Raw genomic sequence first — 14,122 nt, 5'->3', positions numbered from 1 at the left:
GGGCATGCTGCCGATTCTCGCCGCTGTTCTGGCCTTCATCACCATCGGCGGCCTGGGCTGGGTCTTCGTCGGCGGAGACGATTCCTCGAGCCAGGCCCTGAAGCGGGCCAACAAGCTGGGCGAGACCAAGCGAAACGCCGCCACGGCGCGCAGGGCGGCGGCCGCGGCCAGCACGCCCGAGGCCCGCCGCAAACAGATCGCCGAACAGTTGAAAGAGGCCGATCGCCGCGAGCGCAAGGCCCGCGCCACCATGTCAGTGCGGCTGAAACAGGCGGGCCTGAGCATAGGCGTGCGGACCTTCTACATCGTCAGCGCCGTCGCCGGCGGGATCGCGGCCCTGCTGGGCCTGGTGTTCGGGCTGCACGTCATTCTGGCGCTCGGTCTGGGCGTGGGGGTGGCGCTGGGCCTGCCGCGCTGGATCGTCAGCTTCCTGGCCAAGGGCCGGATGAAGAAATTCTCCCTGGAGTTCCCCAACGCCGTCGATGTCATCGTGCGGGGCATCAAGTCCGGCCTGCCGGTCCACGAGTGTTTCAAGATCATCGCCCGCGAAAGCCCGGCGCCCCTGGGGCCCGAGTTCAAGCTGCTGGTCGAGGGCCTGGGGGTCGGCATGACGCTGGAACAGGGGCTGGAGCGGATGTACGAGCGCATGCCGTCGCCGGAGCTGCGCTTCTTCACCATCGTCATCGCCATCCAGCAGAAGACCGGCGGCAATCTGGCCGAGGCCCTGGGCAATCTGTCGGCGGTTCTGCGCGCCCGCCGGATGATGGCCGAAAAGGTCAAGGCCATGTCGTCCGAAGCCCTGGCTTCGGCCGGGATCATCGGCTCCCTGCCGCCGGCCGTCATGGCCATGGTGATGTTCACCAGTCCCGGCTACATGATGTCCCTGTTCACCGACATCCGCGGCAACGCCCTGTTGCTGCTGGCGGGGGTTCTGATGGGACTGGGCGTCTTCGTCATGAAGCGCATGATCTCGTTCAAGATCTGAGGCGGGGACATGGACGGTTTCATTCGCTTCATCACCGACCCGCAAAACCTGCTCAGCATAGGGGTGGGGGTGCTGGTCTTCGCCACCGTCCTGACCCTGCTGTCTTCCATGACCCGGGGCGTTCAGCTGGACAAGCGGATGAAGGCGGTTTCGGAGCGCCGCGACGACCTGAAGCGTCGCTCACGCGCTGCGATCCAGTCGGGCCAGGGCGCGCTGCGCCACAGCGATGACGAGGGCTTCAAGAAGCTGCTCGTCGACCGGCTGAACCTGACCAAGCTGCTGGAAGACCCGAAGGTCGCCGACCAGATGGCCCAAGCCGGCTATCGCGGTCCGCGTCCCTTGACCACCTTCTACTTCTTCCGCTTCGCCTCGCCCTTCCTGTTCCTGGCGGTGGCGGTCTTCTATCTGTTCGTGCTCAAGATCGTCGACTGGCCGACGATGAACAAGATCAGCGCCTGTATGGGCGCCGTGGTCGCCGGCTTCTATGCGCCGAACCTCTATGTGAAGAACCGCATCGCCAAACGCCGGGCCTCAATCATGCTGGCCTTTCCCGACGCCCTGGACCTGCTGCTGATCTGCGTCGAGGCGGGAATGTCGATTGAGGCGGCCGTCAACAAGGTCAGCCAGGAGATCGGCTCCTCCTCGATCGAACTGGCCGAGGAACTGTCCCTGCTGTCGGCCGAGCTCAGCTATCTGCCGGACCGCCGCATGGCCTATGAGAACCTGGGCCGGCGCACCAACCATCCAGGCGTCAAGTCGGTGGCGGTCGCCATGACCCAGGCCGAGACCTACGGCACGCCCCTGTCCTCGGCCCTGCGCGTCATGGCCAAGGAGAACCGCGAACTGCGCCTGTCGGCGGCGGAGAAGAAGGCTGCGGCCCTGCCGGCCCAGCTGACGGTGCCGATGATCCTGTTCTTCCTGCCGGTCCTGTTCATCGTCATCCTGGGCCCGGCGATCCTGAACATCATGGACACCATGGCCAAGGGCTGAAGCGTCAGCCCTCTGCGGCGGCCTTCAATCCGTCGACGATGGCCTGGTGCGCCTCGCGCAGGGCGTTTCTGTGCTTGTCGTGAAACAGTTCGCCGCGCAGGCCCGCGAACTTGTGGCCAGACGAGACGATGCAGCGCCCCTTCTCCAGCTCCTCGATGTCGATGTAGCGCAGGGTGCGGAACAGAAAGCCCCGGTTCTCGGTCCAGACCAGCCGCACATAGGGCCGCCATTCCGCAACCCGGGCCGCCGCCCGCCGCTCGCCCTGGCCGGGAAAGGCCTCGGTGATCGTCAGCTGGCCGCCAAAGGCGATGGCGCCCTCCACATCGGTCTCGTGCGGATTCCAGCGGTTCCAGCCGGGCAGGTCCGAGACCAGCTCCCAGAGCCGGTCAGAGGTCGCCTGCACCCCGGCGCGTCGTTCGATCTTGGCGTCTTCCATGGCGCCGATCTGACACGGCTGGACGGCGGAAGGAAGACGTCTCAGTCGGGAACGACCATCTTCAGCCGCCGCCCGTCGTCCAGCCCCAACCGCGTCTTGACCTCGAACAGGTCGGCGCCGGCCGGAATGATCAGCAGCTTCTTGGGCTGGGCCGTATTGACCGCGACCACGGCGCCCTTTGGACAGATGTCGAAACAGTCGGCGCTGGTGACGGTCAGCGCCCCCTTCCGACCCTTCTTGCCCTTCTTCAGGTGCAGATATTTCCGCAGCGCCTTCTTCAGGGTCAGGTCCCCGTCCGGCCCGAACCCGCCGTCCAGCTTCTTGGAGCATTTGCGGCAGACCAGGACCACATCCTTCCACTCGGTCTTTGCGCTCTTGAACTCTTCGACGGCCATGATTCGAGTGTCGCCGAGCGATGGTCGTTGCACAAGCGGAATGGGTTCGTCGTCTCCTCCCCGCCTAGCGGGGAGGTGGCGCGGCGCTTCTTCAGCGCCGTGACGGAGGGGCTGCTGACCCGGACTCGGTGCGGCGGACAGGCCCCTCCACCGCTTCGCGATCCCTCCCCGCAGAGCGGGGAAGAGACGGATATGACTACAACCGCTCGAACACCGTCTCGATCACCCGGCGATAGACCGCCGTCAACGCCTCCAGCTCCGCCGTCGGCACCCGTTCGTCGATCTGGTGCATGGTCTGGCCGACCAGGCCCAGTTCCAGCACCGGGCACAGGGCGCGGATGAAGCGGGCGTCGGAGGTGCCGCCGGTGGTGGAGGCTTCGGGGCGGCGCCCCAGCTCGGCCTCGACGGCGTCCTGCACCCCCTCCACGAAGACCCCCGGCTCGGTCAGGAAGGCCTCGCCGGAACACAGGTGCTCCAGGCTGATCTGCAGCCCGGTCTGGGCCTGCATGGCCCCGGCCTCGCGGTTCAGCCAGTCGATCAGGCCGTCCCCCGTATGGCTGGGGTTGAAGCGGATGTTCAGCCGCGCCCTGGCCTCGGCCGGAATGATGTTGGTCGCCGGATTGCCGATGTCGATGCTGGTGATCTCCAGGTTCGACGGCGGGAAGCTCTCATAGCCGTCGTCCAGGACATGGTCGTTCAGCCGGCTCATCAGCCGGGCGATCACCGGCGCCGGATTGGCCGCCCGTTCCGGATAGGCGACGTGGCCCTGTTTGCCCGTGACCGTGATCCAGCTGTTCAGCGAGCCGCGCCGCCCGACCTTGATCATGTCGCCCAGATGTTGCGACGACGAGGGTTCGCCCACGATACAGGCGTCGATCACCTCGCCCTCGGCCGCCAGGGTCTCGACCACCCGTTTGGTGCCGTGAAGCGCCGGGCCTTCCTCGTCGCCGGTGATCAGGAAGGAGAGGGAGCCCTTCGGCTCACCTTCAGCCAGCACCTGGGACACGGCGGCGACCCAGGCGGCGATCCCGCCCTTCATGTCCACCGCGCCGCGTCCGTACAGGACGCCGTCCCTGACCTCGGCGTTGAAAGGCTGGGCCGACCACTGCTCGGACGGCCCGGTCGGCACCACGTCCGTATGGCCGGCGAAGCACAGGTTGGGCGAGGCGGTTCCACGTCGCGCATACAGGTTCTCGATCCGCGCATGGACCCCTTCGCCCCCCGGCCCCTCGAAGGCCAGGCGGCGGCAGGTGAAGCCCAGGGCCGTCAGATGGCGCTCCAGCACGTCCATGGCCCCCTCGTCGGCGGGGGTGACGGATGGAATACGGATCAGGTCGCGGGTCAGTTCGACAGGATCGATCACAGGAGTTGATGCGCGGCTCATGCGCCTATGCTTTAGGGACATCGCGTCACGGCGAGAAGTCCCATGCCCAAGATCGACATCGAGGCCGCGCCCAGAGGCGACGGCACGACCTATCCGGACGAATTCGCCGGCCCTTGTCTGTCGCGCCGCCGCTGGAAGCTGGGTGATGCGGCGGGCCTGACCCAGTTCGGCGTCAACCTGCTGCGCCTGCCCGACGGCGCCTGGTCCAGCCAGCGCCACTGGCACGAAGCCGAGGACGAGTTCGTCCTGGTGGTCGAGGGCGAGGTCGTCCTGGTCGAGGACGACGGCGAGACCGTGCTTCGCGCCGGCGACTGCGCCGGCTTCAAGGCCGGCGTCCCCAACGGCCACAGGATCGAGAACCGATCCGGCCGCGAGGCGGTTCTGCTCGAGGTCGGCACGCGCAGCCCGACCGTCACCCCTTGCGACTACCCCGACATCGACATGGTCCTGCCTGCGGGCGCGGACCGCTATTTCCACCGCGACGGTTCGCCCTATCCGAAGTTCCCCAGACGCACGTGAGCACCGAAACCCTCGACACCGCCCCCGCCGCCCCGCCGGTTCCGCCGCCTCCGCCCGAGGGCCCCGACAGTCCCTGGGGCATCCGCGATTTCCGCCTCCTGTGGTTCGGGCGCGTGGTCGCGGTTCTGGCGATCCAGATCCAGTCCTCGGCCCTGCTGTGGCAGGTCTATGAGATCGCCCGGCGCGATCATCCGATCGAACAGGCCAGTCTCTATCTGGGCCTGGTCGGCCTGTGTCAGTTCCTGCCGCTTCTGGCCTTCACCCTGCCGGCCGGGGCCATGGCCGACCGGCGCGACCGGAAACGCACCGTCTGGATTTCCATCCTGGTCGAGGCGGCCTGCGCCGGCTCCTTTCTGGCCATGGCCCTGCACGGAAACCCGCCCCTGTGGGGGCTGCTGGCGGTCGCGGCCCTGTTCGGCGCCGCGCGCGCCTTCCTGGCGCCGGCCAGCCAGGCCTTCCTGCCGATGGTGGTGGGGCGCAAGGCCCTGCCGCCCGCCATCGCCGCCCAGTCCATCGCCTTCCAGACCGGGGCCATCGCCGGTCCGGCCCTGGGCGGGGTGATCGTGGGCGTCAATGTGCCCCTGGCCTATGCGGTGTCGCTGGGGATGTTCCTCTTGGCCGTCGCCGCCTTCATCCTGATCCGCACCAGCGGCAAGCCGGCGCCCCAGGCCAATCCCCTGTCGCCGATCGACGCGGTCAAGGAGGGGCTGGCCTATGTGTGGAAGACCAAGATCGTGCTCGGCGCCATTTCGCTGGACCTGGTCGTGGTCCTGCTGGCGGGGGTCGCGCTTCTGACGCCGATCTTCGCCCGCGACATCCTTCATGTCGGCCCCCAGGGCTTCGGCCTGCTGCGGGCGGCCTTCGGCGTCGGCGCCATGGGCATGGCCATCTATCTGAGCCGCTTCCCGATCCGACGGAACGGCGGGCGCTGGATGTTCTCGGCCGTGGCGGTGTTCGGCCTGTGCACCCTGACCTTCGGCCTGTCCAAGATCGTCTGGCTGTCCGGCCTGGCCCTGCTGATCGGCGGGGCGGCGGACATGATCAGCGTCAATGTGCGCCAGACCCTGATCCAGCTGGCCACGCCCGACCATATGCGCGGGCGGGTCTCGTCGGTCTCCATGCTGTTCATCGGCGCCTCGAACGAGCTGGGCGAAGCCTATTCCGGCGTCATGGTGCGGATGCTGGGCGCGGTGGGAGCTGCCGTCTTCGGCGGCTTCGGCGCGCTGGCTGCGACGGGGGCCTGGGCGGCGATGTTCCCGGGGCTGAGGAAGGCGGATCGGCTGACGTGAGGGGTTAGTGGCGAGTGACGAGTGACGAGTGGCCAGAGAGGCGGGGAGGGCTCGCCACTCGCCACTCGCCACTAACCACTCCCTTAATCACCACCCTCTGAAATGCTTCGACAGCTTCAGGCCCTGGTTCTGATAGTGGCTGCCGCTTTCGCCATACAGCCGGCTGGGCCGTTCGGTCAGGGGCTCATAGACCAGGCGGGCGACGATCTGGCCGTGCTCGAGCAGGAACGGCGTATCGTGGGTGCGGACCTCCAGCACCCCCTTGGAGCCGGCGCCGTGCGCCTCATCCGTGCCGAAGCCAGGGTCGAAGAAGCCGGCGTAGTGGACGCGGAACTCGCCTACCGACGGGTCGATGGGGGTCATTTCGGCGGCCTGATCGACCGGAATTTCGACGTCGTCGGACGAGGCCAGGATGTAGAACTCGCCCGGATCCAGCAGCAGTTCGCCGCGACGCAGGGTCAGCGGCTCCCAGAAGTCGCGCGGGTCGTGGCCGTCGATATGGTCCAGATCCACCACCCCGGCGTGGCGGCGCCCGCGGAAGCCGACGATGTCGCCGCCCTGCAGATCAACGCCGACCGAGCGGGTCTCCAGCTTGGGCGGATCGCCGGCCTTCAGCCTGAGTTGGTTCAGCCGGGTGCCGGGTCGCACCAGGATGGAGAAGGTCTGGGGCGCGACCTCCATATAGAGGGGGCCGTCATAGCCCTCGGCCACATCGTCGAAACTGGCGCCCTGGTCGGTCAGCAGGCGCACGAAGACGTCCACCCGGCCGGTCGAGGACTTGGGATTGGCCCGCGCGATCAGCCCCTTGGGCAGGTTCAGCCGCTCCTGAAGGCGCACGATATAGACGCAGCCCTTTTCCAGCACGACCCCGGCGTCGGTGATCACGATCCGGTGCATGGCCACGTCGGCGATCCGTTCCTCGACCTTGCGCCGGCCGGGCAGGAAGGAGGCGCGCACGCGCCAGGCCTGGTCCGACAGGCGCAGGTCCAGGCTGGCGGGCTGGACCTGGTCATGATCGAACGGGGTATCGGACGTGATGGCGCCGGCGGCGATCAGGGTCTCGATGGACTGGGCGGGCAGGATGCCGGGACGGGGCGCTTGGAAGAAACTCATGGCGTCAGTCTCACACGGTTTTCGCGACCTGTCGCCAAGTCGCGCTTGCGGCCCGCGCGCGGCGGGGCGAGCATATAGCCCATGCACGATGGTCCTGCCTATACCGCCGAAACGAACGGCATACTGATCCGGGTGCGGCCCAGCTATTTGGCGGGCCAGTCGGACCCGGACGAGGGCCGCTGGGTCTGGGCCTATCAGGTCGAGATCGTGAACCTGAGCGGGACGACGGTCCAGCTGATGGCCCGCCGCTGGACCATCACCGACGGCCACGGCCATGTCGAGGAGGTGCGCGGGCCGGGCGTGGTGGGCGAACAGCCGGTCATCGAACCGGGCGGCAGCTATGCCTATGCGTCCGGGTGCCCCCTGCCGACCGACAGCGGGTCCATGGTCGGGGCCTATTATATGACCGACGCCGAGGGGCGCAGTTTCGAGGTCGAGATCCCGGCCTTCTCGCTGGATACGCCCGGTGCAAGACGGGTGTTGAACTGAGCGAAAGCGGATGGGGCTGCGTCAACCCGGATGAACCGCAGCCCCGCCCCCTAGAGTCTCGCCGACCGCTTGCGCGACCGGCGAGGGGGAGGTCGGCTCCATAAGGAGCATCTGTGACGCGGGCATGACCCGCTTCATTTTAGTGCGCTATGTTCGCGACGCGGTCGCTCAGGACTTGAGCGCAGAGCGCCGCTGCCGCGCGGCGCTCAAGTAGCGCGAAGCGCGGTAGCGCCTCCAAACATGTCGCCCTTAGATGTAGCGCCGCAGGCTGCGGGCCAGGTCGGACGAGCCGTCCTTGCCGCGCTTGACCTGGGGCTGGTAGGCGACGCGGGCGTGTTCGACGCAATAGACGCCTTCCGAGGCGCGACGGCCGCAGAAGCTGAACTCGCGCGACGACGGATCCCCGATCGGCCATTTGCACATATGGGCGCCCAGGGTCATGACCGTAGCCGTGCCCGGCAGGTCCGGGATCGGGGCGGGCGCCGGAGCGGCCGGTTGAACCGCTTTGGGCTGGACCACTTCCAGGCGGCGCGGCGCGGCCGGCTGGGCGGCCGCCGTCGCGGCCGGGGCCGCAGGGCGGGGGCGGGCGGTGCGGAAGGTCGCGGCGGTGCGGGCCGGCTGGGACGGGGCGGCCCGGCCCGACAGGCCCAGACGGTGAACCTTGCCGATCACGGCGTTGCGGGTGACCCCGCCGCCCAGTTGTTTGGCGATCTGGCTCGCGGATTGGCCTTCCAGCCAGAGCTTCTTCAGCGCGCCTACGCGGTCGTCAGTCCAGCCTGCGGTCATGCCACCCTCCAGCGAGTTTGGATTCAATATCTAGGTTCAGGCTCCCCCTCCGGGGTCTTGACCTACCACTAATCGTAAACCAGCCGTTAACAGACGCAATATGTGCGAATCGCACTGTCCACAGAAACCAGATGTTGAATCGCCGGAGTGGCGAGTGGCGAGTGGCGAGTGGCGAGTGGGGTCTGCCGCGGTCTCTGAGCCCCTCGGTCGGCTGTGGTGCGCACTCCGAGGCCCGCGCCTACTCGCCACTCGCCACTCGCCACTAACCACTCGCCACTCCCTTGCGCAGCAAGGGCGCAAAGCGCATCTGGCGGCTCATGACCGAGACCACGCCCGACCTGATCGCCACCCGCCCGTCCGGACTGCCGCAGCCGCGGCGCTATCCGGGGATCAACTGGATCGGGGTGCAGACCCTGTATCTGCGCGAGGTGCGGCGGTTCTGGAAGGTGGGGGCCCAGACGGTGGCTGCGCCGGTGGTGACGACCCTGCTCTATATGCTGGTCTTCGTGGTCGCGCTTCAGGACGCCCGGCCGCCGCTGCACGGCACGCCCTTCGCCCTGTTCGTGGCGCCCGGCCTGATCATGATGGCCATGCTGAACAACGCCTTCGCCAACGCCTCGTCCAGCCTGATCCAGGCCAAGATCATGGGCACGGCCACCGACTTCCTGACCCCGCCGCTCAGCCCGCTGGAGCTGACCCTGGGCTTTACCCTGGGCGCGGCGACGAGGGGCGCGGTGGTCGGTCTGGTCACGGCCCTGTGCGTCCTGCCGTTCGCGCCGCTCGGGGTCGCCAATGTGCTGGCCATCGTCTGGTTCGCGCTCGCGGCCAGCTTCATCATGGGGATGACCGGGGTGCTGGCGGGCCTGTGGAGCGAGAAGTTCGATCACCTGGCGGCGGTCCAGAACTTCATCGTCATGCCGATGACCTTCCTCTCGGGCACCTTCTATCTGGTCGAGAACCTGCCCGAACCCTTCCGCACGATCAGCCGCTACAACCCCTTCTTCTATCTGATCGACGGTTTCCGTTACGGCTTCATCGGCCATGCCGAGAGCAATCTGACGGTCGGCGTGATCGGATCGGCCGTGCTGATGGTTATCATGGGGACGATCTGCTGGCTGGTGTTCCGTTCGGGCTGGCGCCTGAAGAGCTAGCCCGCTAACTCTGGCGGATCACCCTGGGGAGGTCCGCCATGCTGTTCCGTTCGCTCGTCGCCGCTGCGGCGCTTCTTGTCGCCCTTCCGGCCGCCGCCCAAGACTCCGGCGCCGCGATCCAGTCGGCCGCCGCCGCCTTCGTCAAACCGACGAACGCCGAGCGCATGGCCGTCATCGTCGATCAGCTGACGGCCGCCGGTCTGCCGCACCAGATTCAGGCCTTCGACGGCGGCAATCAACGCACCGGGCCGATGGCCGGCTCGAACGTTGTCGTCACCCTGGGCGACGGCCCCAAGGACATCGTCCTGACCGCCCACTATGACGCCGTGAAGCTGCGCGACGGGTCGATGTCCCAGGGGATCGTCGACAACGCGGGCTCGGTCCTGGCCATGATCGAGGCGATGAAGGCGCTGAAGGGCCAGACCACCGGCCACCGGCTGATCTTCGTCCTGACCGACCAGGAGGAGCTGGGCCTGATCGGCGCCAAGGCCTGGCTGGAGAGCCACGACAAGAGCCGCATCCACGCCGTGATCAACGCCGACGTCGCCGCCTACGGCCGCACCGTCATGTACGGCGAGAACAACGGCGCCCCGTCGGGCTTCGTCCTGACCGCCCTGCGCAGCCAGTGCGCGGAACAGGGCGTCAACTGCATCGCCTTTCCCGTCTATCCGCCCAGCGACGACCGGGTCTTCTCAGCGGCCGGCGTGCCCGTAGTCTCGCTGGGAACCCAGGACGCCGTCGGCGCCCACCAGATGTGGCTGGCCTTCAACGGCGGCGAGGACAACGGCCTGAAGGAGGGCTTCGTCCCGCCGGTCTTCCAGCGCATCCACTCGACCGAGGACAAGCTGTCCTATCTGAACGGCGAGGACGTGGCCCGCTTCGGCCGCTTCATCGCCGACCTGACCCTGCGGCTGGACCGGACGGCGCCCTGACGAAAGCCCATGGCGCCGGTGTTGACTAACACTGTCGCCCGTCCGACAACGCCTGTCCCTATGAAACCGGCTCCGTCGCGCCTCGCGTCGGGGCCGTATCGCTTTTGGAGGTCTTAGTCCCGTGTCCACGAACCATCTGATGGGTGTCTACAATCGCGCGCCGCTGGAAGTGGAACGCGGCCGAGGCGCTCGCCTGTGGTCGACCGACGGGACCGAATATCTCGATTGCGTCGCCGGCATCTCGACCAACGGCCTGGGCCACGCCCATCCCGAACTGGTCCAGGCGGTCAAGGACCAGGCCGAGAAGCTGTGGCACGTCTCCAACATCTTCCGCATCCCGGGCCAGGAGGCCCTGGCCGACGCCCTGTGCGAAAGCAGCTTCGCCGATGTGGTCTTCTTCACCAACTCGGGCACGGAAGCGGTCGAATGCGCCCTGAAGACGGCGCGCAAATATCACTCGGCCAAGGGCCATCCCGAGCGGATCGACATCTACGGCTTCGACGGCTCCTTCCACGGTCGCACCTACGGCGCCATCAACGCCGCCGCCAACCCCAGCTATACCGAGGGCTTCGGCCCCGCCATGCAGGGCTTTCACCAGCTGAAGTGGGGCGACCACGAAGCCATCAAGGCGGCCGTCGCCAATCCGACCACGGCGGCCATCATCGTCGAGCCGGTCCAGGGCGAGGGCGGCTGCCGCGCCATGCCGGAACAGTGCCTGCGCGGACTGCGTGAGCTGTGCGACCAGCACGGCGTCCTGATCATCTTCGACGAGGTCCAGTGCGGCATGGGCCGGACCGGCAAGCTGTGGGCCCACGAATGGGCCGGCATGTCGCCCGACATCATGGCGGTGGCAAAGGCCCTGGGCGGCGGCTTCCCCATCGGCGCCTGCCTGGCCACGGCCGAGGCCGCCTCGGGCATGACGGTCGGCGCCCACGGCTCGACCTTCGGCGGCAATCCGCTGGCCATGGCCGTGGGCGGCAAGGCCCTGTCCCTGATCAACACGCCCGAGATCCTGAACAACGTCAATGAGATCGCCGGCTATCTGAAGCAGCAGCTGGCCGGGCTTCAGTCCCGCTTCCCGGACGTCATCGTCGACGTCCGCGGCAAGGGGCTGCTGATCGGGGTCAAGCTGGTCCCGAACAATCGCGAGTTCATGGCCTTGGCGCGCGACACGCAACAGCTGCTGATCGCCGGGGGCGGCGACAACTGCGTGCGCCTGCTGCCGCCGCTGAACCTGACGCTCAACGAGGCCCGCGAACTGATCACCCGGTTCGAAGCCGCCTGCGAGGCCGCCCGCGAGAAGTGGGCCGCCTGATCGGTTTCATCACAACGGGCACGGCGAATGCACCACGGCCACGACGGGAGGGAGCCTGTTTCCCCGAAAGTGAACGAGGGCGGTCGCGCCGTTATGGACGCGGCCTTCGCCGTGCATCGGGAACTTGGGCCGGGCTTGCTGGAGTCGGTTTACGAGCATTGCCTCGCCAGCGATCTGATGCGTGCGGGTCTTGCCGTTGAACGGCAGGTCGCCATCCCCGTCCACTACCGCGAAGACCGATTGGATGTCGGTTTCCGGCTCGATCTACTGGTGGAGAGTCAGGTGATCGTCGAGGTGAAAGCGATCGACGCCCTGGCGTCGATCCATACTGCTCAGATACTCACCTATCTGAGGTTTAGTCAGATCAGATTGGGCTATCTGATCAACTTCAATACGCCCAGACTAAAGGACGGCTTTCGCCGTCTGGTTTTATGATCTCACCGGCCGCCTTCCGTCGTGTTCGTCGTGACGCCGTTGTGCTCTTTGTGATGAAACTTTTTTCGCCTCGACCGGATCACCCATGACCCGCCACTTCCTCGACATCCATCAGTTGGACGCCGCCGACCTGCGCGCCATTCTGGACGACGCCCACGCCCGAAAGGCCGCCCGCAAGGGCTGGCCCCAGGGGCGTCCCGACGCCGACGCCCCGGCCAAGGACCGCGTCCTGGCCATGATCTTCGAGAAGAACTCGACCCGCACCCGCTTCAGCTTCGACGCGGCCATCCGCCAGTTGGGCGGCGCCTCCATCATCGCCACGGCGTCCGACATGCAGCTGGGCCGGGGCGAGCCGGTCGAGGACACGGCCCGCGTCCTGTCGCGCATGGTCGACGCCGTGATGATCCGCGCCAACAGCCATGAGGACGTCGAACGCTTCGCCCGCGTCTCGACTGTGCCGGTGATCAACGGCCTGACCGACCGGTCCCACCCGTGCCAGATCCTGGCCGATCTGCAGACGATCGAGGAACATTGCGGCCCGATCGCGGGCAAGACCGTCGCCTGGGTCGGCGACGGCAACAATGTCTGCCACAGCTTCATGCATGCGGCGCCCAAGTTCGGCTTCCACCTGAACGTCGCCTGTCCGGCCGAATATCACCCCGACCTGCGCGACCTGGCCAAGGGCGGGAACGCCGTGACCCTGACCAGCGACCCGCGCGAAGCGGTCAAGGGCGCCGATGTCGTCGTCACCGACACCTGGGTCTCCATGGGCGACCAGGATTATGAGGCGCGCCTGGCGGCGTTCGAGGCCTATTCGGTGGACGAGGCCCTGATGGACCTCGCCGATCCGGACGCGGTCTTCCTGCACTGCCTGCCCGCTCACCGGGGCGAGGAAGTGACCGACGCCGTCATCGACGGCCCCCGCTCCCTGGTCTGGGACGAGGCGGAGAACCGCATCCACGCCCAGAAGGCGGTGCTGGCCTGGTGTTTCGCAGGCTGATGAAAAAGGGGCCGGGATGAAAACCTCGGCCCCGCTTCCTCTATCCTAGCTCAGGTTCACGTCCGACACGCCGCCGACGTCCGGCTGGGTCTTGGTCAGATTGGCCTTCAGGATCTGGTAGCCGAAGCCCACGCCGCCCTTGTCCGACACCCAGACCCGGCCGTCCTCGGCGTCGAAGCGGATAAGGGTCAGGTGGGGGTCGTCCTTGCCGTCCGGGTACCAGGCGGCCACGACCGGGTTCCAGTATTTGTCGATCCGGGCGCGGTCCTGGTCGATCGACAGGGCGCCGTGGATGCAGGCCTGCACCTTCTGGTCCTTGGCCTGGTAGCAGAACATGCCGGCCTGACCGCCCACGGCCACGTCGCGGGCGAAGTCGGTGTCGTCGCGACTGAAGAACCAGATGGTCCCGGTCTCGGGCTCGCCGAAGCCGGTCATCGGCTGATGGTGGTAGCCGGCCTGGTCCAGGCCCAGCATGCCGGTGTTGGAGTCCTTCAGACTGTCCCAGAATTCCTTCTCGGCCTGGGCAGGGGTCAGGGTGTCGGCCATGTCGTGCGTCTCCTTTTGGGGTCGCGGAGACAATGGTCGGGCTCGGATCGGGTTCCTGACGGGGGACGGCTCAGGGAATCCAGGGCGCGCGTTCGGCGCCGAACAGGGTCGCCAGATGAATCAGCAAGAGCAGGGCCAGGGCCGCGGCGCCCAGCATGATGAACCGCCAGGGCGTCATTCGCGGCCCCTTGAACGGATTGGGCGGCTGGGCGCCCCGCCAGCCGGCGAAGACCATGACCGCCAGGGCGGCGACCAGCAGGATCAGTGTGGCGTTCAGGTCCATCGGCTGCACCTGCCCAAGCCCGGCCGGTTGCGCAAGGGAAGTCTTGCCGAAGTCTTAATCTTAAGGCGACGTTA

At 67.3% G+C, this 14,122-nt stretch carries 17 protein-coding genes; 10 read left to right on the top strand and 7 right to left on the bottom strand.

Features of this window, described 5'->3' with window-relative positions:
- Window positions 1–4 precede the first annotated feature (4 nt).
- Window positions 5–985 (top strand): type II secretion system F family protein, encoded by a 981-nt coding sequence (locus BSP_RS02030; protein WP_054764236.1) that lies wholly within the window; start codon window positions 5–7, stop codon window positions 983–985.
- Between the two features lie 9 nt (window positions 986–994).
- The gene (locus BSP_RS02025) at window positions 995–1,975 is read left to right on the top strand and encodes a type II secretion system F family protein (RefSeq protein ID WP_054764235.1); all 981 of its coding nucleotides are present in this window, start codon (window positions 995–997) and stop codon (window positions 1,973–1,975) included.
- A gap of 4 nt (window positions 1,976–1,979) precedes the next feature.
- Here BSP_RS02025 and BSP_RS02020 read toward each other — a convergent pair whose 3' ends face one another.
- From BSP_RS02020 to dapE, 3 genes are all read right to left on the bottom strand, one after another.
- Complete coding sequence (locus tag BSP_RS02020; protein ID WP_054764234.1) at window positions 1,980–2,411, bottom strand: SRPBCC domain-containing protein; 432 nt, start codon at window positions 2,409–2,411, stop codon at window positions 1,980–1,982.
- A gap of 41 nt (window positions 2,412–2,452) precedes the next feature.
- The gene (locus tag BSP_RS02015) at window positions 2,453–2,806 is read right to left on the bottom strand and encodes a hypothetical protein (RefSeq protein ID WP_152949145.1); all 354 of its coding nucleotides are present in this window, start codon (window positions 2,804–2,806) and stop codon (window positions 2,453–2,455) included.
- Window positions 2,807–3,002: 196 nt separating this feature from the next.
- Window positions 3,003–4,190 carry a succinyl-diaminopimelate desuccinylase gene (gene dapE, locus BSP_RS02010; protein ID WP_152949144.1) on the bottom strand — a complete coding sequence of 396 codons (1,188 nt, stop codon included), beginning with the start codon at window positions 4,188–4,190 and terminating at the stop codon, window positions 3,003–3,005.
- A 42-nt stretch (window positions 4,191–4,232) separates the two neighbouring features.
- Here dapE and BSP_RS02005 point away from each other — a divergent pair, with 42 nt between their 5' ends.
- Complete coding sequence (locus BSP_RS02005) at window positions 4,233–4,709, top strand: cupin domain-containing protein (protein WP_152949143.1); 477 nt, start codon at window positions 4,233–4,235, stop codon at window positions 4,707–4,709.
- Between the two features lie 80 nt (window positions 4,710–4,789).
- Window positions 4,790–5,998 (top strand): MFS transporter, encoded by a 1,209-nt coding sequence (locus BSP_RS02000; RefSeq protein ID WP_152951027.1) that lies wholly within the window; start codon window positions 4,790–4,792, stop codon window positions 5,996–5,998.
- An 87-nt stretch (window positions 5,999–6,085) separates the two neighbouring features.
- On the opposite strand, the gene BSP_RS01995 is transcribed toward BSP_RS02000, so the two are convergent.
- Complete coding sequence (locus tag BSP_RS01995; protein WP_152949142.1) at window positions 6,086–7,111, bottom strand: 2'-deoxycytidine 5'-triphosphate deaminase; 1,026 nt, start codon at window positions 7,109–7,111, stop codon at window positions 6,086–6,088.
- Window positions 7,112–7,192: 81 nt separating this feature from the next.
- Between BSP_RS01995 and apaG the strand changes: the two genes are divergently transcribed.
- Entirely contained in the window at window positions 7,193–7,600 is a 408-nt protein-coding gene (apaG, locus tag BSP_RS01990) for a Co2+/Mg2+ efflux protein ApaG (protein WP_152949141.1), read from the top strand.
- A 249-nt stretch (window positions 7,601–7,849) separates the two neighbouring features.
- Here the strand turns inward: apaG and BSP_RS01985 are convergent, their stop codons facing one another.
- Window positions 7,850–8,386, bottom strand: a complete 537-nt coding sequence (locus BSP_RS01985; protein WP_054764228.1) for a GcrA family cell cycle regulator — start codon at window positions 8,384–8,386, stop codon at window positions 7,850–7,852.
- Between the two features lie 317 nt (window positions 8,387–8,703).
- Between BSP_RS01985 and BSP_RS01980 the strand changes: the two genes are divergently transcribed.
- The 5 genes from BSP_RS01980 (at window position 8,704) to argF (ending at window position 13,219) form a co-directional block, all read left to right on the top strand.
- Window positions 8,704–9,537: an ABC transporter permease gene (locus BSP_RS01980; protein WP_054764227.1), complete on the top strand. Its 834-nt coding sequence runs from the start codon at window positions 8,704–8,706 to the stop codon at window positions 9,535–9,537.
- Between the two features lie 38 nt (window positions 9,538–9,575).
- On the top strand, window positions 9,576–10,469 hold the full coding sequence (locus BSP_RS01975; RefSeq protein ID WP_152949140.1) for a M28 family metallopeptidase: 894 nt from the start codon (window positions 9,576–9,578) through the stop codon (window positions 10,467–10,469).
- 97 nt (window positions 10,470–10,566) lie between these two features.
- Window positions 10,567–11,784, top strand: coding sequence for an aspartate aminotransferase family protein (locus BSP_RS01970; protein ID WP_255478934.1), 1,218 nt, complete (start codon window positions 10,567–10,569; stop codon window positions 11,782–11,784).
- A 27-nt stretch (window positions 11,785–11,811) separates the two neighbouring features.
- Window positions 11,812–12,219, top strand: coding sequence for a GxxExxY protein (locus tag BSP_RS01965; protein WP_152949138.1), 408 nt, complete (start codon window positions 11,812–11,814; stop codon window positions 12,217–12,219).
- A gap of 85 nt (window positions 12,220–12,304) precedes the next feature.
- The gene (gene argF / locus BSP_RS01960; protein WP_152949137.1) at window positions 12,305–13,219 is read left to right on the top strand and encodes an ornithine carbamoyltransferase; all 915 of its coding nucleotides are present in this window, start codon (window positions 12,305–12,307) and stop codon (window positions 13,217–13,219) included.
- Between the two features lie 45 nt (window positions 13,220–13,264).
- Here argF and BSP_RS01955 read toward each other — a convergent pair whose 3' ends face one another.
- Window positions 13,265–13,765, bottom strand: a complete 501-nt coding sequence (locus BSP_RS01955) for a pyridoxamine 5'-phosphate oxidase family protein (protein ID WP_152949136.1) — start codon at window positions 13,763–13,765, stop codon at window positions 13,265–13,267.
- A gap of 70 nt (window positions 13,766–13,835) precedes the next feature.
- Complete coding sequence (locus BSP_RS01950) at window positions 13,836–14,048, bottom strand: hypothetical protein (protein ID WP_152949135.1); 213 nt, start codon at window positions 14,046–14,048, stop codon at window positions 13,836–13,838.
- Window positions 14,049–14,122: the final 74 nt, after the last annotated feature.

The sequence above is a fragment of the Brevundimonas sp. Bb-A genome, from assembly GCF_009394735.1.
Lineage (GTDB): Bacteria > Pseudomonadota > Alphaproteobacteria > Caulobacterales > Caulobacteraceae > Brevundimonas > Brevundimonas aurantiaca.
Note: the sequence above shows the minus strand (reverse complement) of the source record. Positions and strands in the feature narration are given on the sequence as shown.